Source organism: Achromobacter sp. Root170 (assembly GCF_001428165.1).
GTDB lineage: Bacteria > Pseudomonadota > Gammaproteobacteria > Burkholderiales > Burkholderiaceae_B > Achromobacter > Achromobacter mucicolens.
Map to the genome: position 1 here is coordinate 702,937 of NZ_LMHN01000012.1, position 19,080 is coordinate 722,016.

Here is a 19,080-nt window from a genome sequence, read left to right on the forward strand (position 1 = left end):
GAGTGGGGGATCCCAGATGTTCCTAATTAGAAAAATCGGCTGATACTATACGACGCCTTCATGGCGTGAACTCGTTGTGTTGTAAGGAAGGGACACGTTTGCCGCCCCTGGCGTCAAACCGGTTGCCGCCTAGTAGGGCAGAGTCCTGGCCCGGTATGCGTTCCAATGAAAAAACCAAACCTGCTTTCCGGCCTTGCCGACGCATTTCCTGCCCGCTGGCGGGATGAAATCCGCACCGAACTGGCGGATGACGAAACCCTTCTGGCCTGGGTCGAAATAGACCTCGATCAGCGCTTGAAGTTCCAGCCGGGGCTGGTCGCCGTCACCGATAAACGGCTGATCGCCCGCCTTCCCGACGATTCCGGTTGGGAATCCTGGCCATATGGCCCCCAACTGAAGCTATCCCTCAGCGACCATGCCGGCGCCGCCGTGCTGGAACTGCATGACGACAGCGCGCGCCTTGCCGTCTGGCGGTTCACGCTGGCGTGCAATCCCGCGGCGTTGCGGCTTTTGGCGCAGTTTGAAACCCAGCAGTCCATCCGTTTGTCGGGCAAACAGGCCGAAGCGCTGGAAGAGCGCACCTGCACCATCTGTAATAACGTCATTCCTGCGGGCGAGGAAGAATGTCCGACCTGCAACCAGGAACAGGCCGCGCCGTCGACCACCTGGGCGCTGCTGCGGCTGTGGCGGTTTGCGCGGCCCTATCGCGGCCCGCTGTTTGCAGGCTTTCTGCTGACAGTGCTGGGCACCGCAGCCACGCTGGTGCCGCCGTACCTGACAATGCCCTTGATGGACGACGTGCTGATCCCGTTCCAAAACGGCGCACCCATCGATTACAGCCTGGTGCGCCTGTATTTGGGCGGTCTGCTGGGATCGGCGATCCTGGCGTGGGGGCTGGGCTGGGCGCGCACGTATATTCTGGCGTGGGTCAGCGAACGCATCGGGGCCGATCTGCGCACCACCACTTATGCGCACTTGCAGCAGCTTTCGCTTGAGTATTTCGGCGGAAAGCGCACCGGCGACCTGATTTCGCGCATCGGCAGCGAAACCGACCGCATCTGCGTGTTCCTGTCGCTGCACCTCTTGGACTTCGCCACCGACATCCTCATGATCGCGATGACGGCGGTCATCCTGATCAGCATCAATCCGTGGCTTGCGCTGGTCACGCTGGTGCCGCTGCCGTTCATCATCTGGATGATCCATGCCGTGCGCGACCGCCTGCGCCACGGCTTCGAAAAAGTCGACCGCATCTGGTCCGAGATCACCAACGTGCTGGCCGACACCATTCCCGGCATTCGCGTGGTCAAGGCGTTTGCGCAGGAAAAACGCGAGGTCGCGCGCTTTCGCGAAGCCAACAACCGCAACCTGGAAGTCAACGATCGCGTCAACACCACGTGGTCGCTGTTCTCGCCCACCGTCACGCTGCTGACCGAAGTCGGTTTGCTGGTGGTGTGGATCTTCGGCATCTGGCAGGTCTCGCAAAAGCAGATCACCGTGGGCGTGCTGGCCGCGTTCCTGGCGTATATCGGGCGTTTCTACATGCGCCTGGATTCCATGAGCCGCATCGTGTCGGTCACGCAAAAGGCCGCTGCCGGCGCCAAGCGCATCTTCGACATCCTGGACCATGTGTCCAGCGTGCCCGAGCCGCAAAACCCCGCCAAGCTGCCGCACATCAATGGCCGCATCGAGCTGCGCGACGTCGGTTTTCGCTATGGCAACCGCCAGGTCATCCGCGGGCTGAACCTGACTATCGCGCCGGGCGAAATGATCGGGCTGGTGGGACACAGCGGTTCCGGCAAGAGCACGCTGATCAACCTGATCTGCCGCTTCTACGACGTATCCGAAGGCGCGGTGCTGGTCGATGGCGCCGACATCCGTTCGGTCCGCGTGGCCGACTACCGCCGCAATATCGGGCTGGTGCTGCAGGAGCCGTTCCTGTTCTTTGGCACCATTGCCGAGAACATCGCCTACGGCCGGCCTGACGCCACCCGTGACGAGATCGTGGCCGCGGCGCGCGCCGCGCATGCGCACGAGTTCATCCTGCGCCTGCCGCATGGCTACGACTCGCTGGTGGGCGAACGCGGTCAGGCCTTGTCGGGCGGCGAACGCCAGCGCATCTCGATCGCGCGCGCGCTGTTGATCGACCCGCGCATCCTGATCCTGGACGAAGCGACGTCGTCGGTGGACACCACGACCGAGAAAGAGATTCAGAAGGCCCTGGACAACCTGGTGCGCGGCCGCACCACGATTGCGATCGCGCACCGCCTGAGCACGCTGCGCAAGGCCGACCGCCTGGTGGTCCTGGACCGCGGCCAGATCGTGGAGCAGGGCCCGCACGAAGAATTGATGGCCCGCGAGGGCGCCTACTACCGCCTCTATCAGGCGCAGGCGCGCCAGGCGGAAGCCGACGCCCAGGCGTCGGGCAGCGAAGACATGGCCGCCGTGGCCTGACGCGGAAACGGAATAACCTCGCCATGACCTTGCCGTTCTTTCAATTGCGCCGCAACGCCTTTGGCCGCCTGGAGTTCCAGTCCGCCGACGGCGAATCGCATGAAGGCGTCCTGCCGGTGCGGGCCTTCCCGATCAGCGAGGCGGGACGCGGCCTGTCGCTGGTGACCAGCGACGGGCACGAGCTGCTGTGGATCGAACACCTGTCCGACGTCCCCGCCGAGCCGCGCGCCCTGATCGAAGAAGAACTCGCCAGCCGCGAGTTCATGCCCGAGATCCGCAAGCTGACCAGCGTGTCCACCTACGCCACGCCCAGCGTCTGGAAGGTCGAGACCGACCGCGGCGCGACCTCGTTCACGCTGCGCGGCGAAGAAGACATCCGCCGCCTGTCCGCGCAGACGCTGCTCATCGCCGACAACCACGGCATCTTCTACCTGGTGCGCGACATCCAGTCGCTGGACAAGCACAGCCGCAAGCTGCTGGACCGGTTTCTCTGACGGTTCAGGCGGGCGTTCTTAAGTCGGTGTCAGATACCCGAGCCCTTGAACGGCGTGTGCGATTCCAGTTCGCCCAGATAGTCCGTCACTGCCGCGGTTTCCTCGTCCAGGAAGTTCTGGATCGCCTCGGCAAAACCCGGGTGCGCCACCCAGTGCGCTGACCACGTCGGCGTAGGCAGCAGCCCGCGCGCCATCTTGTGTTCGCCTTGCGCGCCGCCTTCGAAGCGCGCAATGCCGTGCGCGATGCAATACGCGATCGACTGCATGTAGCACGTCTCGAAATGCAGTCCCGGCACGTATTCCGTCGCGCCCCAGTAGCGCCCGTACAGGGCGTCGCCGCCCGCCAGGTTGAGGGCGCACGCCACCGGCTCGCCGTCGCGTTCGGCCAGGATCAGCACGAAGGCGTCGGACTGGTCGCGATGAGCCTGCTCGAAGAACTCGCGGCTCAGGTAGGGCGGGTTGCCGTGGTTGAAGTAGGTGCGGCAGTAGCAGCTGTAGAAGAAATCCAGTTCCTCCACGCCAATTTCGCCGCCGCGCAGCCAGCGGAAAGCGAGGCCCGCCGCCGCGACCTTTTTGCGGTCCTGGCGGATCTTCTTGCGCTTGTCGTGGCTCATGGCGGACAGGAACGCGTCGAAGTCGGCGTAGCCCGCATTGGTCCAGTGAAACTGCACGCTCTCGCGGATCATGAAGCCGGCTTCCCGCAACGCGCGCACGTCGGCGTCGATGGGAAACAGCAGGTGCAGCGACGACACGTTGACCTCTTCGGCAAACGCGACCAGCCCGCGCACTAGCGTCGCGCGATCTTCGTCGTTGGCCGCCAACAGCCGCGGGCCGGTGACCGGCGTGAACGGGATGGCCGACAACAGCTTCGGGTAGTAGCGCATGCCGTGCCGCTGAAAGGCGTCGGCCCACGCGTAGTCGAACACATACTCGCCGCGCGAATGCGACTTCAGGTAAAGCGGCACGGCCCCGGCCAGCACATCGTCCCGCCACAACGCCATGAAATGCGGCGCCCAGCCCGTCTGGCGCGATGCGCAGCCGGTCTCGTGCAGCGCCAGCAGAAAGGCGTGGCGCAGAAAGGGCTGATCCCCGGCCAGCGCGTCCCATTGCCGGGCGTCGATGCGGGACAGATCGGTTTCCAAGGTAAGGCGCAAGGGATCCATCCGCGAATGATAAAGTCTTCGGCAATGCCTGGAGTGCAAGCCATGGCAATGACAGGGATTTGAGGCGCCCAGGCGGCGCCCGGGAACGACGGCAACATGGACAGCAGCAAGACGGCCCCCGGCGGGCAGGAGGACGATGCGCGTTGCATCCGCGCGCAGGCGCTGGCGGCGCTGGCCGCCACGGCATGGCCCGAGAAGCTGGCGCGCGTGCGCGCCATTGCCGACGATGCACGGCTCGATTGCGCACGTGTCTTTGCGCCGGTCGAGGGATTGCCCGGCCGCCCGCCGCGGCCCGAACTCGTCCCGCCGGCCCAGGTCAGCCAGCGTTCCATGGCCACGCAGGAGGGCCGCGCGGCGCTCTTGCACGCGCTGGCCCATATCGAGTTCAACGCCGTGAACCTGGCGCTGGACATCATGTGGCGCTTTGCCGGCATGCCCGAGGCTTTCTACCGCGATTGGCTGCGCGTGGCGCGCGAAGAGGCGCTGCACTTCGACCTGCTGCGCCAGCGCCTGGACGCGCTGGGATTCGCCTATGGCGACTTCCCCGCGCACAACGGCTTGTGGGATATGGCCGAGCGCACGCGGGACGACCTGCTTGCGCGCCTGGCGCTGGTGCCGCGCACGCTCGAGGCGCGCGGTCTGGATGCCTCGCCCATGATCCGGAACAAGCTGGCGGGCGCGGGCGATGCGCAAAGCGCCGCCATCGTGGACATCATCCTGCGCGACGAAATCGGCCATGTCGCGATCGGCAACCATTGGTACAAGCAGCAGTGCGCGCTGGCGGGCAAGGAGCCGGTTGCCTGCTACGCCGAACTGGCGGCGCGCTATCAGGCGCCCCGCCTGCGTGGCCCCTTCAACCTGGAGGCGCGGCGCGCCGCTGGATTCGACGACGACGAGCTTGCCGCGCTGCAGGCCGGCTGATTGGAAGACGGAAAAATGAACATCACGATCGACGCCCTGCTGACGGGCGCGGTGCGGCCGCTGGGCGATTCGGGACGCGACAGCGGCATCGACAAGCATCCGGTTGCCGAACGGCGCTGGCTGGGCCTGGAAGGGTTGGACGGAGACGAACAGGCGGACCGGCGCTTTCATGGCGGCCCGGAAAAGGCGTTGCATCACTATGCGCACGACCACTATCCCGCGTGGCGCCAGGCGCTGGGCGAACGCGCCGTGCTGCGTGCGCCCGGCGCCTTCGGCGAAAATCTTTCCACGACCGGCCTGACCGAAAGCGACGTATGCGTGGGCGACATCTATCGCGCGGGCACGGCGCTGATCCAGGTGTCGCAGGCGCGCCAGCCATGCTGGAAACTGGATCACCGGTTCCAGCACAAGGGCATGGCCGCGCAGGTTCAGGCCAGCGGCATGACGGGCTGGTATTACCGCGTGCTGCAGACGGGCTGGCTGTCGGCTGGAGACACCCTCACGCTTGCGGAGCGGCCGCATCCGCAATGGCCGCTGTCGCGCGTGCAGGACATCCTGAACCGCCGAGTGCTCGATCCCGGCGTGCTGCACGCGCTTGCCGCGCTGCCCGAACTGTCGCCCAACTGGCGTGCGCTGTTTGAAAAGCGCGCTCGTGCCGGTGAAGTCGAAGACTGGACGCGGCGCCTGCAAGGCGATGCCGCGATCGCACCTCCCAAGGAATCCCAAGCATGAAATCCCTGTTGAGCGGCGCCCGCGCCGCGGTGATGACCGCCGCGGTAACGACCGCCGCGCTGATCCTGCCCGCGCCTGCGGCGCTGGCCGCCGACTCCTTTGCCGCCTGCCTGTCGACACTGCGGGCGCCCGCCTTGAAGGCCGGCGTCTCGGGCGCGACGTTCGACACGCATACCGCCCAGCTTGTGCCCGACATGGCGGTGATCGATCTGCTGGACGCGCAGCCGGAATTCAAGACGCCCATCTGGGACTACATGGCGGGTCTGGTGGACGACGAGCGCGTGGCCGACGGGCAGGCCGGCATGGCACGGTGGCAGGCCGAGCTGGACCGGGCCTCGGTGCGCTATGGCGTGGACCCGGCCACCATCGCCGCGGTGTGGGGCGTGGAAAGCAATTTCGGCCGCACGCTGGGCGGCCGGCCGTTGCTGACCTCGCTGTCCACGCTGTCGTGCTACGGCCGGCGGCAGGCGTATTTCCGCGGCGAGTTCTTTGCCACGCTGAAGATCATCCAGGACGAGCACATTGCGCCCGAGCGTCTTGTCGGATCCTGGGCGGGTGCGTTTGGCCAGACCCAGTTCATGCCGTCCACCTACCTGAGGCTGGCGGTGGACTTTGATGGCGATGGCCGCCGGGATCTGGTCGACAGCGTGCCGGATGCGCTGGGGTCGACGGCCAACTTCCTCAAGCGCGCGGGCTGGAATCCGGGGCTGGTCTGGGGCTATGAGGTCAAGCTGCCGGCCGGACTGGATACGTCCGGGGCAGGCCGCAAGAACAAACGCCCGATGTCCGCGTGGGCCAGACAGGGCGTGACGCGCGCCGACGGGCGGGCGTTGCCGGCGGGCGACACCCCGGCCGGGCTGCTGCTGCCGGCCGGCCGCAACGGCCCGACGTTTCTCGTCACGCGCAATTTCGACGCCTTGTATTCGTACAACGCGGCCGAAAGCTACGCGCTGGCGATCGCGCATCTGTCAGACCGTTTGCGGGGCGGCGGTCCGCTGTTGCAGGCCTGGCCGACGGACGATCCTGGCCTGTCGCGCGCCGAGCGGCGCGAGCTGCAGCGCCTCTTGATCGCCCGGGGTTACGACCTGGGCGAACCCGACGGCATGATCGGCGCCCGTACGCGCCAGGCCTTGCAGGCCGCCCAGCGCGAACTGGGACTGCCGCCGGACGGGCGCGCGGGCCAGAAGGCGTTGAAGGCGCTGCGGGCATCGGCCGCCCCGGCCAAAGGGTGAACCGGATCGCGTGGCCGCGCGCGCGATTTACAACTTTTGCAAAGTCGTCGCTGGCGGCAACAGCATTGACGCACACCGCGCTTTTCATGGGCCTATACTGATTTCCCGACTTTTTCAGGAGCGCGGCAATGAGCCTATTGGACACTTTGGCCTCGATGGCCGGCGGCGGTCAGCAAGGCGGATCGGCCTCGCTGCTGCCCGCGCTGATCGAACAACTGAACAAGTACCCCGGCGGCCTGACCGGGCTGATCGCCAGCTTCCAGAAGGGCGGACTGGGCGAAGTCGTGGCGTCCTGGGTGGGCACGGGCCAGAACCTGCCCGTCAGCCCGAGCCAGCTCGGCGCCGTGCTGGATCCCGGCGTCGTGAACGAACTGGCCGCCAAGACGGGGCAAGACGAGAGCGCCGTGCTGGATTCCCTGTCGGCCCTGCTGCCGCAACTGGTCGACAAGGCCACGCCTGACGGCGCGGTGCAACCCGGCCAATCCTTCAACCCGGCCGATCTGCTGGGTTCGCTTTCGGGCATTTTCGGCAACCGCGGATAAGGGCAGGGCAGTCTTCTGGAACATCCGCGGCTCAAGTCCCCCCTGCGCCGGCGCCTGTTTCAGGCGCTGGCCCTCGGCGCGCTGGCGCCCTTGGCGGCATGCTCGCCGCCAGTTTCCGTAAATGCCACGTTCCTGCAGCTCTGGCGCAGCCACGCGGACCTGACGCCTGACGACTGGCGGCTGCGGCTGCGCAGTTTCCGCCGGCTGGGCAGCCGCGAGATCTTCCTGCAATGGACCGGCCTGGAAGGCGGGCGGCCAGACGACTGGATGGCGCCCGGCGCGCTGCTGGACACGCTGTTCGACGAAGCCGCGCACCAGGGCCTGGGCATCCACGTCGGCCTGCCGTACGACCAGCGCTGGTGGGACGTGCTGGCCCGCGCCGACACCCCCGCGCTGGCCGCCTTCCTGGACCAGACGCGCGAGCGCGGCATCGCGTACATGCGCGAATCCGGCTGGAACCAGCGCCGCGCCTTCCGCGGATGGTATCTGCCGTATGAGCTGGAACAGTACAACTGGGCGTCCGCCGAGCGCCAGTCGCTGCTGATGCCGTGGCTGGACGCGCTGTCGCGCGCGGCGCAGGAGACCAGCGGCAACGTGCCCTGCATCTCCACCTATTTCAGCCGGCTGCCGGGCAACGGGTCGCTGGCGACACTGTGGAGCCGCATTCTGGACCACGTGGGTATCCATCCCATGATCCAGGATGGCGTGGGGGTGGCGGGGATGGACAACCTGCGCGCGCTGGCGCCGCTGCACGACATGCTGCTGGAACGCCGTGCGTCGTTCGACCTGATCCTGGAGCTCTTCGAGGAACTGCCGTCAGGCGCGACTGACGGTTCGACGTTCAAGGCCCGTTCGGCCGACTTTCCCCGGGTGTACGAGCAATGGGAAGTGGCGCGCGGCTATGGCGCCAAGCGCATCGTGGCTTTCGCGCTGGACCCGTGGGTGATCGGCGATACGCCTGAGGCGCACGCCTTGATGCAGGCCTGGATGGACGCGCGCGTCTGACGCGCGCCGCGTCAATTGAAGCTGCGGCCGATGATTTCCAGCATGACCTCGCTCGTGCCCCCGAAGATGCGCAGCGCGCGTGCATTCGCCTGTTGAAGCGGGTGTTCTGGTAGTCGATCACGCGGCCGCATGACCGAAGTCGCCGCCTGCCCCATAGGGGTCCGGCAGCGCGCAGTTGAGCAACCCCTCTTCGCCAGCGCGCCGCCACAGCGCGCGCGGCGTTACGCCGGCGGCTTCCTACTCGGCATAGTGGGGTGCGATCTCGCTGGCAATGAAGCGCGTGACTGGGTTGCAAGGCCGGCACTATCGTCGATGGCGCTGAAGGACAGCCTGCCGCCGTCGCGCCGCGGCACCAACGTGCGGAACGTGTCGGGCGCCACCTGCAGCGTGCCGGCGAGCTTGCCGTCGATGCGCACGTCAAAGGGCTGGTTGCCCCTGCACGTTGGCGTAGGTGGTGGCTTGCCGGTCTGGGCCGATCTCCTGCACCGACCTTGGGCGACCTGCGCCTGCAGCGGATTCACGTGCGGATTGACGGCCCGCACAAACGAGGACCAGCGGCCCAGCGTGTGCGTCCAGTCCGCCAGTTCGATGCGGTAGCCGTGCAGCTTGATCTGGTCGTCGATGCGGCAGCCGGATGGGGGCAGGCTGACGCGGGCAGCCCAATGCGAGTAAGGTACGGGGAAGGCCTTATTGCCCGGCACACCGGCCTGTGCCGCCAGCAGGAACCCGCACACCATGAAGACACATCACGCAGCGCTGCGGCTGCTCCTTGCCGGAGCAGCCCTCGCATCCCTCGCAGCCTGCGCCGACACGCCGCAGCAACCGCGCAGCAACGTGGACTACCGCAGCCGGCCGTTGGATTCCCCCGCAGGGGCAGATTCCAACCCGTCCGGCCAGCGCCTGACCATCCAGTCCGGCGAGGGTGAACGCTTGAATCTGCCGTGGTTCATCGAGGGCGCGCAAGACTGGATCAACCGGCAGTGACGCCGCAATGCCGGCGGCCCCGCCGGGCTCAGACGAAAAAAATCCTCAAGGATCTGCATCCTTGAGGATTTTTGGTTTCAGCTGACGTTGCTGAACGGAATTTGGTGGAGCCGGGGGGAATTGAACCCCCGTCCGCAAGCCCTCCGCAACCAGTTCTACATGCGTAGTCGATTTATTTGGTTTTAACTTTGGACTTAGCCAACCGACAGGCCGGACCAAAGCGATTCACGTAATTTAAATCTGAGCCGTGTGACCCCAGCGCAGACCGATTCCTTGTGAATGTCGCTGCTGCGGTTCGAGGGTTACCCCCCTAGGAAGTTGCCTTCCTCCGCCTGACCCAAGGACAGATCAGTGCAGCGGCTCACCGCTTAAGCGGCGAGAGCGAAACGCTCGTCGTTGGCGTTTGTAGTGTTCCAGTGGTTTAACGAGCGTACTGGTGCTCGGCATGCCCTGAGTTGTTTCGCGACCCACGTCGAATCCGGATCGGCCCCAAGAACCTCTATTGTACTGTCAAACGCAATAGCCTGCCATCGCGCAATTGCCCGCCGGAACCGGCGTGGCGGCCAGGACACGGGCGCCGGCTCAGATGGCGTTGGCGCACGCCGCCTTGGACTGCCGCCGGCCGCGCGCCGCCGCCATCATCAGCGCGGCCAGGCCCACGGAAACCGCCACGATGATGGCGGCCGCGCCGCCCAGCGCCGCCAAGCCGTAGTGGTCGATCACGTGCCCGCCCACCACGGCGCCCAGGCCGATGCCGATGTTGGCGCCCGAGATGTTCAGCGACGCGGCAAAGGCGGGCGCTTCGGGGGCGGACTTCATCAGCCGCACGTGGCAGACGATGAACAGCGCGGCCTGGGCGATGCCCCAGATTCCCAGCGCCACCGCCAGCAGGCCATGCGACTGCATGGCGGGTGCAACGAACGTCAGGCCCACGGCCATCAGCGCCGAAAAAAGGGCCGTGGCGCCCAGCGGGCTGCGGTCCACGAGGCGCCCGCCCAGCGTGTTGCCGGCCAGTCCGACCGCGCCGAACGCCATCATCGTCCAGCCTACGGTCTCGCCGTCAAAACCGCCCAGGCGCTCGAGCATGTCGGCCAGGTAGGTGTAGGCGGTGAACATGCCCGTGAATACCAGCAGCGACAGCAACACGTGGCTGACCACCATGGGATCGCGCAGGATGCGCAACTGCGTGACCAGGCGCACGCTGTCGGCCCGGACGCGCGTGCTGGGAAAGGTCAGGAGCAGCAGCAGGGCCTTGGCGAATGCCACCGCGGACAGCACCCAGAATGCGGCGCGCCACCCGAAGGCGTCCGAGATCAGCACCCCGATGGGAATGCCGAACACCGTGGCGGCCACAATGCCGAAGGCCACCGTCGAGATGGCGCGTCCGGCGCGTGCCGGTCCCACTAGTTCCACGGCGGTGGCGCTGGCCAGCGACCAGAATACCGGCAGCGCCAGCGCCGGCACGAAGCGGGCGATCGCCATGATCCAGATGTTGGGCGCCACCGCCGCCAGCGCATTGGACAGCCCAAATAGCACCAGCACGCCGATGAACAGGCGCTTGCGCTCCATGTTGGCCATGAGGGCGGTGAGCAGGGGGCCGGTCGCCGCGACGGTGAAGGCGAACAGCGTCACCAGCAGGCCGGCCTGGGAAACGGTGACGTTCAGGTCGCGGGCAAGCCCGGGCAAGAGGCCCACGATCAGGAACTCGGTGGTCAGGACGGTGAAGCCGGCGGCGGAAAGAAGCAGGATGGGCAAAAGCATAGGCATTCCTTGGGCGCGAGGCCGGAAGGCGCCGCGCGTGCAGGGAGTTGAAGGCAAGGTCTAAAAGGTCTGGCGTGCGCCACGCCAGGCAGGGCACGGTGCGACGGGACGCTGAGGGCCGTCAGCACGGGGAAGTCGCCGCAGCCTGCTTGGGCCACGACGCCGGCATGCGCCGGTAGCGAAGCGATCCGAAAAAACCGGAGCGCGGTGTACGGTTCACACTTTAGGGGAGATTGCGGGGCGGATAAAGCCCCGGCGTCCGGATAGATTGTTCGGTCAGTTGCGCTAATAAGGCCGAACAGTGGCGGGCACCCGGCAGGCGCGTACGCCGCCCCGGCGGGACGGGCAGCCGGCGGGCCGCCCGTGCGCGACGGTCAGCGCAGGTCGCGCGGCAGCAAGGGCTCGATGGCCGCCCACAATTCCGTGGGCGAATTGGCGCAGGTTTCCGCCTGCCAGGCAATGACGTTGTCTTCTTCGCCCACGTAGCCATAGGCAGCCGCCACGGCGGGCATGCCGGCGGCGTGGGCAGCCTGAATGTCACGCAGGTCGTCGCCGACGTAGACGCAGCGGTCGATCTCAAAGCCTGCTTCGCGCGCGGCGTGCTGCAAGGGCAGGGGGTGGGGCTTGGCGTGTGCGGTGGTGTCGCCGCACACCAGCACGGCGCTGTCGCGCGTCAGGTCCAGGAATTCGACGATGGGCAAGGTCAGGTAGGTGACCTTATTGGTGACGATACCCCAGGACATGCCCCGGTTGCGGATATCGGCCAGCAGTTCCTCGATGCCCGGGAACAGCTTGCTGTGCACCGTCGAGCTGGCGGCGTAGTCTTCCAGGAACTGCAGGCGGGTGGGCTCGTAGTCCGGATGACCCGGTTGCAGGTCCAGCGCGACGCGCAGCAGGCCTCGCGCGCCCTGGGACGCCACGGGACGCAGCACCTCGTAAGCCATTGGCTCCAGGCCGCGGCGGGTGCGTTGCCGGTTCGCGGCGGCTGCCAGGTCGGGGGCGGTGTCGGCCAGGGTGCCGTCGAAATCGAACAGAATCAGGGCGCTCATTTACGGGTAGCCATCAGGTAGTTGACCGAGGTGTCGGACGACAGCGAGTAGATCTGGGTGATCGGGTTGTATTCCATGCCGCGCATGCTCACCGGCTCCAGCGCGGCGCCGCGCGCCGCGGCCGACAGTTCGCTCGGCTTGATGAACTGGTCGTAGGTATGCGTGCCGCGCGGCAGAAGGCGCAGGACATATTCCGCGCCGATGATGGCGAACACGAAGGACTTGGCGTTGCGGTTCAGGGTCGAAAAGAACACCCAGCCGCCCGGTTTCACCAGGGTCGAGCACGCGCGCACGATCGAGGCGGGATCCGGCACATGTTCCAGCATTTCCATGCAGGTCACCACGTCGTACTGGCCGGGTTGCTCGGCGGCCAGTTCCTCGACGGGCACCTTGCGGTACTCCACCTTCACGCCCGATTCCAGACCGTGCAGGCGCGCGATCTTCAGGGACTTGTCGGCCAGGTCGATGCCGGTCACCTCGGCGCCGCTGCGGGCCATGGCTTCCGACAGGATGCCGCCGCCGCAGCCCACGTCCAGCACCTTGCGGCCGGCCAGGCTGCCCGCGCATTCCTGGATCCACTCCAGGCGCAGCGGATTGATGGCGTGCAGCGGCTTGAACTCGCTTTCGGGATCCCACCAGCGGCTGGCCAGGGCGCTGAACTTGTCGATTTCGGCCTGGTCGGCGTTGACGGAGGCTTGCGCGGTGTCGTGAGTTTGCGTGTTCATGGGCGGTCCGGCGTAAGGCTGCTCTATATATAGAGGGGTCCAGCGCGCTAGGCGAGGAGAGGGCTCGGCGCTGCACCCGAGGGGCGCTGCGCAGGCGAAAAAAAGGGCCTCGCTATGCGAGGCCCCTTTATTGTAGCTAGTCCAGCAATTACTTGCGGCTACCCACGATTTCGATCTCAACGCGACGGTTCTGGGCGCGGCCTTCCTTCGTCTTGTTGGAAGCGATCGGCTGCAGTTCGCCCTTGCCTTCCGTATAGATACGGTTGGGGTCGATGCCCAGGCTGACCAGGTAAGCCTTGACCGAAGCGGCGCGGCGCTCGGACAGCTTCTGGTTGTACTGTTCGGTACCGATCGAGTCGGTGTGGCCGACGGCGATGATCGTTTCCAGATCGATGGTGCTGGCTTGCTGAGCGACTTGCTGCAGCAGTTGGCGACCTTCGGGCTTCAGGGTCGACTTGTCGAAGTCGAAGAACGTGTCAGCATTGAACACGACCTTTGCCGCCATCGGGGCCGGCTTCGCCTTCTGCTGGGCAACCGGGACGCCGTCGCAACCGGGGATGCCGGTGGCCGGGGTCCAGAAGGCATCGCGCCAGCACAGTTCGTTCGTACCGTTCTTCCAAACGTTACCGAACGGGTTGCGCCAGTTGTCCACGGTTTGCGCGGAAGCTACACCAGAGGCCGTGACGGCGGCGAAGGCGAGCGCCAGAGCGAATTTGGAGGGTTTGTTCATGTTTCTCCTCGTTGAGCTTGAAGCTGGATAAGTGACTCGCAGCGAACCCCCGCCGCATATCAGGAAAACGGGGCCAGTATAGCAACGCCAAGAGCTGGTTCAAAGGAATAGCTACTGGGTTTCCTGCGTGCTGGAAACAATCTTAAGGCATTTGGGGGGCTTTGGCTTCCCTGGACAGGCGCATTAATGCTGGATATGACGTTTTCGGCACTCCTGCCGTTTCCCATGTTGGTTTTTGACAACAGGGCCGCGGGGCGCGGGTGGGCTTGGCCGGGCGGCGTTTCCGATCGATCCGTCGCGGTCCGCTTGCGGCGCCTTCCGACGGCCCATCCGACCGGTCCCTCAATCGAATGATAGAATTTCCTGTTTACCCGGCCCGGGTTCCTCCTTACACGATTCTGTCGTTATATATATGGATTCCTTTGCCAAGGAGACGCTTCCGGTATCGCTGGAAGAAGAGATGCGCCGCAGTTACCTCGATTACGCGATGAGCGTGATCGTCGGTCGGGCGCTACCGGATGTGCGGGACGGCTTGAAGCCCGTCCACCGGCGCGTGCTCTACGCGATGCACGAGCTGAACAACGACTGGAACCGCGCCTATAAGAAGTCCGCGCGTATCGTCGGGGACGTCATCGGTAAGTACCACCCCCACGGCGACCAGTCCGTCTACGACACCATCGTCCGCATGGCGCAGGATTTCTCCATGCGCTACATGCTGGTCGACGGGCAGGGCAACTTCGGTTCCATCGACGGCGACAACGCCGCCGCGATGCGTTACACCGAAATCCGCCTGGCCAAGATCGCGCACGAGCTCCTGGCCGACATCGACCAGGAAACCGTCGATTTCGGACCCAACTACGACGGCAGCGAACAGGAACCGCTGCTGCTGCCGTCGCGCCTGCCCAACCTGCTTGTCAACGGCAGCTCGGGCATCGCGGTGGGCATGGCCACCAATATTCCGCCGCACAACCTCCAGGAAGTGGTCGACGGCTGCCTGTACTGCCTGCGCAATCCGGCGTGCACGGTCGATGAGCTGATCGAGCTCATCCCGGCGCCGGACTTCCCCACGGGCGGCATCATCTACGGCATGTCCGGCGTGCGCGAAGGCTATCGCACGGGTCGCGGCCGCGTCATCATGCGCGCCAAGACGCACTTCGAAGACATGGAGAAGGGCAATCGCCAGGCGATCGTGATCGACGCGATTCCCTACCAGGTCAACAAGAAGACGCTGCAGGAACGCATTGCCGAGCTGGTCAACGACAAGAAGATCGAAGGTATCTCCGACATCCGCGACGAGTCCGACAAGGACGGCATGCGCCTTGTCATCGAGCTCAAGCGCGGTGAAGTGCCCGAGGTCGTGCTGAACAACCTCTACAAGAACACCCAGCTGCAGGACACCTTCGGGATGAACCTGGTGGCGCTGGTCGACGGCCAGCCCCGCCTGCTCAACCTGAAGCAGATGATCGATTACTTCCTGCAGCATCGCCGCGAAGTGGTCACGCGCCGCACCGTGTTCCAGTTGCGCAAGGCCCGCGAGCGCGGCCACGTGCTGGAAGGCCTGGCGGTGGCGCTGGCCAACATCGACGATTTCATCGCGATCATCAAGGCAGCGCCGACCCCGCCGGTGGCCCGCCAGGAACTGATGGCGAAGTCCTGGGATTCGTCGCTGGTGCGTGAAATGCTGTCGCGCGCCGACGGCGACACGCCGGGAGGCCGCGCGGCCTTCCGTCCGGACGACCTGGGCGTCGAGTTCGGCCTTCAGGGCGACGGCCTGTACCGCCTGAGCGACACCCAGGCCCAGGAAATCCTGAACATGCGCCTGCAACGCCTGACCGGGCTGGAGCAGGACAAGATCGTCGGCGAATACAAGGACATCATGTCCACCATCGCCGACCTGCTGGACATCCTGGCTCGTCCCGAGCGCATCACGACGATCATCAGCGAAGAACTGCAGGCCATCAAGGCCGAGTTCTCGACCGGCGCCAAGGATTCGCGCCGTTCGGAAATCGAACTGAACGCGACGGAACTGGATACCGAAGATCTGATCACGCCGACCGACATGGTTGTGACGCTGTCGCACGGCGGCTACATCAAGAGCCAGCCGTTGTCCGAATACCGTTCGCAAAAGCGCGGCGGACGCGGCAAGCAGGCCACGGCCATGAAGGAAAACGACTGGATCGACCAGCTCTTCATCGCCAATACGCACGACTTCCTGCTGTGCTTCTCGAACCGCGGCCGCGTCTACTGGCTGAAGGTCTGGGAAGTGCCGCAGGGCACGCGTAATTCGCGCGGCAAGCCGATCGTCAACATGTTCCCGCTGGCCGACGGCGAGAAGATCACGGTGGTGCTGCCGGTCAAGGAATTCAGCGAAGACCACTTCGTCTTCATGGCGACCTCGCGCGGCACGGTCAAGAAGACCCCGCTGTCCGACTTCTCCAACCCGCGCAAGGCCGGCATCATCGCCGTCGACCTTGACGATGGCGACTACCTGATCGGCGCCGACCTCACGGATGGCAAGCATGACGTCATGCTGTTCTCGGACGCCGGCAAGGCCGTGCGCTTCGACGAGAACGACGTGCGTCCGATGGGCCGCAATGCCCGCGGCGTGCGCGGCATGATGCTCGAAGACACGCAGACCGTGATTGCGCTGCTGGTCGCCGGCGACGAAACGCAGACGGTGCTGACCGCCACCGAAAACGGCTACGGCAAGCGCACGCCGATCGCGGAATACACGCGCCACGGCCGCGGCACGAAGGGCATGATCGCCATCCAGACCACCTCGCGTAACGGCAAGGTCGTGGGTGCGGTGCTGGTCACGCCCACGGATGAAATCATGCTCATCACCACTGGCGGCGTCCTGGTGCGCACCCGCGTCGCGGAAATCCGCGAAATGGGCCGCGCGACGCAGGGCGTCACGCTGATCAACGTCGACGATGGCAGCACGCTGTCCGGCGTGCGCCGTGTCGTGGAAAGCGATGCGGACGACGACGGCGAACTGGACGAAGACGGCCAGCAAGCCGGTGGCGACGACAGCAGCGACGCAGCAGATTCGACGGAACCTACGGAGCAATAATGGCCCGCCCCTGGAACTTCTCGGCCGGCCCCTCGGTCCTGCCCGAGGTGGTGCTGCAGCAAGCCGCTGCAGAAATGTTGGACTGGCACGGCAGCGGCATGTCCGTGATGGAAATGAGCCATCGCGGCAAGCATTTCGTGCAGATCTGCGATGAAGCAGAGTCCGATCTACGCGACCTGCTGGGCCTGCCGGCGGACTACGCCGTCATGTTCATGCAAGGCGGCGGTTCCGGGGAAAACGCCATCGTTCCCATGAATCTCATGGGACGCCGCGGCGCGCCGGCTGCGGACTTCGTCGTGACGGGCCATTGGTCCAAGCGCTCGTACAAGGAAGCCGGCCGCTACGGCAGCACGCATATCGCGGCCAGTTCCGACCACGCCACCCAGATCGACGGCCGCGAGCAGGCGCCCTTGACCTGGGTACCGGCTGCCGACACCTGGCAGGTGCGCAAGGAATCGGCCTACCTGCACCTGTGCAGCAACGAGACCATCGGCGGCGTCGAGTTCCTGGATTGGCCCGATACCGCCGACCTGGGCGCGCCCGACGTGCCGCTGGTCATCGACGCTTCCTCGCATTTCCTGTCGCGCCCGATGGACGTGACGCGCTGCGGCATGATGTACGCCGGCGCGCAGAAGAACGCTGGTCCGGCCGGCGTCACCATGGTCATCGCGCGCCGCGACCTGATCGGCCAGGCATTGCCGATCTGCCCGTCCGCGTTCGACTACGCCAACGTGGCCGCCGAACACTCGCGCTACAACACCCCGCCCACCTTTGCGATCTACATCGCGGGCCTGGTGTTCAAGTGGGTCAAGGCCAACGGCGGCGTGGCGGGCATGGAAGCGGCCAATAAGGCCAAGGCCGACCTGCTGTACGGTTATCTGGACAGCACCAGTTTCTACCGCAATCCCATTCACGCGCCCGTGCGTTCGCGCATGAACGTGCCGTTCGTGCTGCATGACGAGTCGCTCAACGACGCCTTCCTGAAGGGCGCCGAGGCAGCGGGCCTCACGCAGCTGAAGGGCCACAAGAGCGTGGGCGGCATGCGGGCCTCCATCTACAACGCGCTGCCGCTCGAAGGCGTGAAGGCGCTGGTCGAGTACCTGAAGGACTTCGAGCGCCGCCATGGATGAAGAGCTGCAGCGCAAGCTGCTTCCCCTGCGCAAGCGTATCGACGACCTCGATGCGCAAATCCTTGATCTCCTGTCGCAGCGCGCCCGCGCCGCGCTGGAAGTGGGCGAGGCCAAACATGCGGCGCACGCCGATGGCCCCGTGCTGCGGCCCGAGCGTGAGGCCGAAGTCATCCGCCGCCTGCAGCAGATCAATCCGGGTCCGTTTCCGAATGCCGGCGTGGCGTCGGTCTGGACCGAAATCATTTCCGCATGCCGCGGCCTTGAGCGCGGCATGACGGTCGCGTTCCTGGGCCCGCAGGGTTCGTTTTCGGAACAGGCCGCGCTGGAACACTTCGGCCATGCGGTGCAGAAGCTGCCTTGCGCCTCGTTCGACGAAGTCTTCCGGGCCGTCGAGGCCGGACAGGCCGACGTGGGCATGGTGCCTGTCGAGAATTCGACCGAAGGCGCCGTCAACCGCAGCCTGGACCTGCTGCTGAACACCCCGCTCAAGATCCTGGGCGAGCGTTCGCTGGTGATTCGTCATTGCCTGATGTCGCAATCGGGCAGCATGGACGGCATCAAGACCATTTCCGCGCATCCGCAGGCGCTGGCCCAGTGCCAGGGCTGGCTGACGCGCAACTATCCTGACGTCGAGCGCGTGGCCGCGTCCAGCAACTCCGAAGCGGCGCGCGCTGCCGCCGGGGATCCGACCATCGCGGCGATTGCCGGCGATGTCGCGGCGCCTGCCTGGAACCTGCAGATCATCGCCGCCGGCATCCAGGACGACCCGCACAACCGCACCCGCTTTCTGGCGATCGGCAACATCGAGCCGCTCGTCAGCGGCAAGGACAAGACCAGCCTGATCCTGGCGGTGCCCAACCGCGCGGGCGCCGTCTATGAAATGCTGGCGCCCATGGCCGCCAACGGCGTGTCGATGACGCGCTTCGAGTCGCGCCCGGCGCGCACCGGCCAGTGGGAATACTATTTCTACGTCGACGTCCTGGGCCACCGGAACGACCCGAATGTCGAGCGCGCCCTGGCAGCCTTGCAGGCGCAGGTTGCCTACCTCAAAGTGCTGGGCTCGTACCCGGCGCAGTGAATCCCACATC

18 protein-coding genes, 1 other RNA gene and 1 pseudogene are annotated in these 19,080 nt (G+C 65.8%); 11 read left to right on the top strand and 9 right to left on the bottom strand.

What is annotated here, in order from left to right:
• Positions 1-165: 165 nt before the first annotated feature.
• Both ASD87_RS13385 and ASD87_RS13390 read left to right on the top strand, forming a co-directional pair.
• A complete protein-coding gene (locus tag ASD87_RS13385; RefSeq protein ID WP_056322199.1) occupies positions 166-2,451 on the top strand; it encodes an ABC transporter ATP-binding protein in 2,286 nt (761 codons plus the stop codon).
• 23 nt (positions 2,452-2,474) lie between these two features.
• Complete coding sequence (locus tag ASD87_RS13390; protein ID WP_056322203.1) at positions 2,475-2,945, top strand: DUF1854 domain-containing protein; 471 nt, start codon at positions 2,475-2,477, stop codon at positions 2,943-2,945.
• A gap of 29 nt (positions 2,946-2,974) precedes the next feature.
• Here the strand turns inward: ASD87_RS13390 and ASD87_RS13395 are convergent, their stop codons facing one another.
• Positions 2,975-4,108, bottom strand: a complete 1,134-nt coding sequence (locus ASD87_RS13395; protein WP_056322205.1) for a GNAT family N-acetyltransferase — start codon at positions 4,106-4,108, stop codon at positions 2,975-2,977.
• A 96-nt stretch (positions 4,109-4,204) separates the two neighbouring features.
• On the opposite strand from ASD87_RS13395, the gene ASD87_RS13400 reads away from it, so the two are divergent.
• The 5 genes from ASD87_RS13400 to ASD87_RS13420 all read left to right on the top strand — a co-directional run bounded on the left by ASD87_RS13400 (position 4,205) and on the right by ASD87_RS13420 (position 8,540).
• On the top strand, positions 4,205-5,029 hold the full coding sequence (locus ASD87_RS13400) for a ferritin-like domain-containing protein (protein WP_056322208.1): 825 nt from the start codon (positions 4,205-4,207) through the stop codon (positions 5,027-5,029).
• Between the two features lie 15 nt (positions 5,030-5,044).
• Positions 5,045-5,761: an MOSC domain-containing protein gene (locus ASD87_RS13405; protein ID WP_056322211.1), complete on the top strand. Its 717-nt coding sequence runs from the start codon at positions 5,045-5,047 to the stop codon at positions 5,759-5,761.
• A complete protein-coding gene (locus tag ASD87_RS13410) occupies positions 5,749-6,993 on the top strand; it encodes a lytic murein transglycosylase (RefSeq protein ID WP_369818537.1) in 1,245 nt (414 codons plus the stop codon). Before ASD87_RS13405 ends, ASD87_RS13410 begins: the two co-directional genes overlap by 13 nt.
• A gap of 128 nt (positions 6,994-7,121) precedes the next feature.
• The gene (locus ASD87_RS13415; protein ID WP_056322216.1) at positions 7,122-7,535 is read left to right on the top strand and encodes a YidB family protein; all 414 of its coding nucleotides are present in this window, start codon (positions 7,122-7,124) and stop codon (positions 7,533-7,535) included.
• Positions 7,536-7,625: 90 nt separating this feature from the next.
• Positions 7,626-8,540 (top strand): DUF4434 domain-containing protein, encoded by a 915-nt coding sequence (locus tag ASD87_RS13420; RefSeq protein ID WP_235512691.1) that lies wholly within the window; start codon positions 7,626-7,628, stop codon positions 8,538-8,540.
• Positions 8,541-8,551: 11 nt separating this feature from the next.
• Here ASD87_RS13420 and ASD87_RS27595 read toward each other — a convergent pair whose 3' ends face one another.
• The 3 genes and pseudogenes from ASD87_RS27595 to ASD87_RS27110 all read right to left on the bottom strand — a co-directional run bounded on the left by ASD87_RS27595 (position 8,552) and on the right by ASD87_RS27110 (position 9,277).
• Positions 8,552-8,695 (bottom strand): acyl-CoA dehydrogenase family protein, encoded by a 144-nt coding sequence (locus ASD87_RS27595; RefSeq protein WP_156403415.1) that lies wholly within the window; start codon positions 8,693-8,695, stop codon positions 8,552-8,554.
• A pseudogene (locus ASD87_RS27320) lies at positions 8,664-8,813 on the bottom strand (acyl-CoA dehydrogenase family protein); the annotation flags it as partial. The gene ASD87_RS27595 and the pseudogene ASD87_RS27320, both read right to left, overlap by 32 nt.
• Positions 8,762-9,277: a hypothetical protein gene (locus tag ASD87_RS27110; protein WP_056322220.1), complete on the bottom strand. Its 516-nt coding sequence runs from the start codon at positions 9,275-9,277 to the stop codon at positions 8,762-8,764. The gene ASD87_RS27110 and the pseudogene ASD87_RS27320, both read right to left, overlap by 52 nt.
• Between ASD87_RS27110 and ASD87_RS13430 the strand changes: the two genes are divergently transcribed.
• Positions 9,276-9,524: a hypothetical protein gene (locus ASD87_RS13430; protein ID WP_056322221.1), complete on the top strand. Its 249-nt coding sequence runs from the start codon at positions 9,276-9,278 to the stop codon at positions 9,522-9,524. The two genes, ASD87_RS27110 and ASD87_RS13430, sit on opposite strands and share 2 nt — an antisense overlap.
• Before the next feature lie 102 nt (positions 9,525-9,626).
• Here ASD87_RS13430 and ssrA read toward each other — a convergent pair.
• From ssrA to ompA, 5 genes are all read right to left on the bottom strand, one after another.
• Positions 9,627-10,015: a transfer-messenger RNA gene (ssrA, locus tag ASD87_RS26590) on the bottom strand.
• A 91-nt stretch (positions 10,016-10,106) separates the two neighbouring features.
• Positions 10,107-11,285: an MFS transporter gene (locus ASD87_RS13435; protein WP_056322224.1), complete on the bottom strand. Its 1,179-nt coding sequence runs from the start codon at positions 11,283-11,285 to the stop codon at positions 10,107-10,109.
• Between the two features lie 374 nt (positions 11,286-11,659).
• Positions 11,660-12,334 (bottom strand): HAD-IA family hydrolase, encoded by a 675-nt coding sequence (locus ASD87_RS13440; protein ID WP_056322226.1) that lies wholly within the window; start codon positions 12,332-12,334, stop codon positions 11,660-11,662.
• On the bottom strand, positions 12,331-13,059 hold the full coding sequence (gene ubiG, locus ASD87_RS13445) for a bifunctional 2-polyprenyl-6-hydroxyphenol methylase/3-demethylubiquinol 3-O-methyltransferase UbiG (protein ID WP_056322229.1): 729 nt from the start codon (positions 13,057-13,059) through the stop codon (positions 12,331-12,333). The genes ASD87_RS13440 and ubiG overlap by 4 nt, the downstream gene beginning before the upstream one ends.
• A 148-nt stretch (positions 13,060-13,207) precedes the next feature.
• A complete protein-coding gene (gene ompA, locus ASD87_RS13450; RefSeq protein ID WP_056322232.1) occupies positions 13,208-13,789 on the bottom strand; it encodes an outer membrane protein OmpA in 582 nt (193 codons plus the stop codon).
• A gap of 412 nt (positions 13,790-14,201) precedes the next feature.
• Between ompA and gyrA the strand changes: the two genes are divergently transcribed.
• Genes gyrA through pheA form a run of 3 tightly spaced genes read left to right on the top strand, consistent with a single transcriptional unit; the run spans position 14,202 to position 19,070 of the window.
• Positions 14,202-16,862, top strand: coding sequence for a DNA gyrase subunit A (gene gyrA / locus ASD87_RS13455; RefSeq protein WP_056322234.1), 2,661 nt, complete (start codon positions 14,202-14,204; stop codon positions 16,860-16,862).
• Complete coding sequence (gene serC / locus ASD87_RS13460; protein WP_056322236.1) at positions 16,862-17,992, top strand: 3-phosphoserine/phosphohydroxythreonine transaminase; 1,131 nt, start codon at positions 16,862-16,864, stop codon at positions 17,990-17,992. Before gyrA ends, serC begins: the two co-directional genes overlap by 1 nt.
• Positions 17,985-19,070: a prephenate dehydratase gene (gene pheA / locus ASD87_RS13465; RefSeq protein WP_056322239.1), complete on the top strand. Its 1,086-nt coding sequence runs from the start codon at positions 17,985-17,987 to the stop codon at positions 19,068-19,070. The genes serC and pheA overlap by 8 nt, the downstream gene beginning before the upstream one ends.
• The last annotated feature ends 10 nt before the right edge of the window (positions 19,071-19,080 follow it).

Bases quoted from the DNA above. Each gene is read 5' to 3' on its own strand.
- ASD87_RS13385 (WP_056322199.1), top strand. From the start codon at position 166: ATGAAAAAACCAAACCTGCTTTCCGGCCTTGCCGACGCATTTCCTGCC.
- ASD87_RS13390 (WP_056322203.1), top strand. From the start codon at position 2,475: ATGACCTTGCCGTTCTTTCAATTGCGCCGCAACGCCTTTGGCCGCCTG.
- ASD87_RS13395 (WP_056322205.1), bottom strand. From the start codon at position 4,108: ATGGATCCCTTGCGCCTTACCTTGGAAACCGATCTGTCCCGCATCGAC.
- ASD87_RS13400 (WP_056322208.1), top strand. From the start codon at position 4,205: ATGGACAGCAGCAAGACGGCCCCCGGCGGGCAGGAGGACGATGCGCGT.
- ASD87_RS13405 (WP_056322211.1), top strand. From the start codon at position 5,045: ATGAACATCACGATCGACGCCCTGCTGACGGGCGCGGTGCGGCCGCTG.
- ASD87_RS13415 (WP_056322216.1), top strand. From the start codon at position 7,122: ATGAGCCTATTGGACACTTTGGCCTCGATGGCCGGCGGCGGTCAGCAA.
- ASD87_RS27595 (WP_156403415.1), bottom strand. From the start codon at position 8,695: ATGGGGCAGGCGGCGACTTCGGTCATGCGGCCGCGTGATCGACTACCA.
- ASD87_RS13430 (WP_056322221.1), top strand. From the start codon at position 9,276: ATGAAGACACATCACGCAGCGCTGCGGCTGCTCCTTGCCGGAGCAGCC.
- ASD87_RS27110 (WP_056322220.1), bottom strand. From the start codon at position 9,277: ATGGTGTGCGGGTTCCTGCTGGCGGCACAGGCCGGTGTGCCGGGCAAT.
- ASD87_RS13435 (WP_056322224.1), bottom strand. From the start codon at position 11,285: ATGCTTTTGCCCATCCTGCTTCTTTCCGCCGCCGGCTTCACCGTCCTG.
- ASD87_RS13440 (WP_056322226.1), bottom strand. From the start codon at position 12,334: ATGAGCGCCCTGATTCTGTTCGATTTCGACGGCACCCTGGCCGACACC.
- ubiG (WP_056322229.1), bottom strand. From the start codon at position 13,059: ATGAACACGCAAACTCACGACACCGCGCAAGCCTCCGTCAACGCCGAC.
- ompA (WP_056322232.1), bottom strand. From the start codon at position 13,789: ATGAACAAACCCTCCAAATTCGCTCTGGCGCTCGCCTTCGCCGCCGTC.
- gyrA (WP_056322234.1), top strand. From the start codon at position 14,202: ATGGATTCCTTTGCCAAGGAGACGCTTCCGGTATCGCTGGAAGAAGAG.
- serC (WP_056322236.1), top strand. From the start codon at position 16,862: ATGGCCCGCCCCTGGAACTTCTCGGCCGGCCCCTCGGTCCTGCCCGAG.
- pheA (WP_056322239.1), top strand. From the start codon at position 17,985: ATGGATGAAGAGCTGCAGCGCAAGCTGCTTCCCCTGCGCAAGCGTATC.